The sequence below is a fragment of the Mycoplasmopsis arginini genome, from assembly GCF_965278885.1.
In the GTDB taxonomy this organism is placed as follows: domain Bacteria; phylum Bacillota_I; class Bacilli_A; order Mycoplasmatales; family Metamycoplasmataceae; genus Metamycoplasma; species Metamycoplasma arginini_B.
The window spans coordinates 1-977 of the sequence record NZ_CBDIHE010000014.1; the positions used below are offsets into that span (position 1 = coordinate 1).

2 rRNA genes are annotated in these 977 nt (G+C 43.1%); both read right to left on the minus strand.

The features are described 5' to 3' along the window. A 23S ribosomal RNA gene (locus tag ACQW0Y_RS02950) occupies window positions 1–462 on the minus strand; the annotation flags it as partial. 185 nt (window positions 463–647) lie between these two features. Next, window positions 648–977: ribosomal RNA gene (locus ACQW0Y_RS02955) — 16S ribosomal RNA — on the minus strand; the annotation flags it as partial.

Genomic DNA, 977 nt, shown 5'->3' on the forward strand with positions numbered 1-977 from the left:
CGGGTGGTCCCGGCAAATTCAGACAGGGTTTCACGTGCCCCGCCCTACTCAGGATTCTACAAAGAGATCTACACATTTCGCTTACGGGAATTTCACCCTCTATGTTTAAGCATTCCAACTTATTCTGCTATATGTAAATTTTGTAACTCTAAAATGTAGTCCTACAACCCCAACAACGAATGTTGGTTTGGGCTTTTCCCCGTTCGCTCGCCACTACTGAGGGAATCATTTTTTATTTTCTCTTCCTGCTGCTACTGAGATGTTTCAATTCACAGCGTGTCTCTTCATTCGACTATGTATTCATCGATATGATAATTGAGGATTAGCTCAATTAGGTTTCCCCATTCGGAAATCCCCGGATCACAGCTCATTTCCAGCTAACCGAGGCTTATCGCAGGTAATCACGTCCTTCATCGACTTCCAGACCCAAGGCATCCACCAAAAACTCTTATCTTGTTTAATAGTAGTATAAGACCTATTGTTTGTCTATTGTATGATATATTCTATAGGTTGATCTAAACTTTGAAATATTAATAAATTTAATTTTTCAATGTCGATATTCAGTTTTCAAAGAACAAATTTGAGAGATAGGTCTCTCAAAACTGGATACAAATAATTTTTCCATAACATTTTGTGTACTCCGTATGAAAGGAGGTGATCCATCCCCACGTTCTCGTAGGGATACCTTGTTACGACTTCACCCCAGTCACCAGTCCTACCTTAGGCGGTCGCCTCCGAGGTTAGCTAACCGACTTTGGGTATTACCAGCTCCCATGGTGTGACGGGCGGTGTGTACAAGACCCGAGAACGTATTCACCGCAGCGTAGCTGATCTGCGATTACTAGCGATTCCGACTTCATGGAGTCGAATTGCAGACTCCAATCCGAACTGAGATCGGCTTTTTGAGATTTGCTCCATGTCGCCATATTGCTTCTCTTTGTACCGACCATTGTAGCACGTGTGTTGCCCCACTCGTA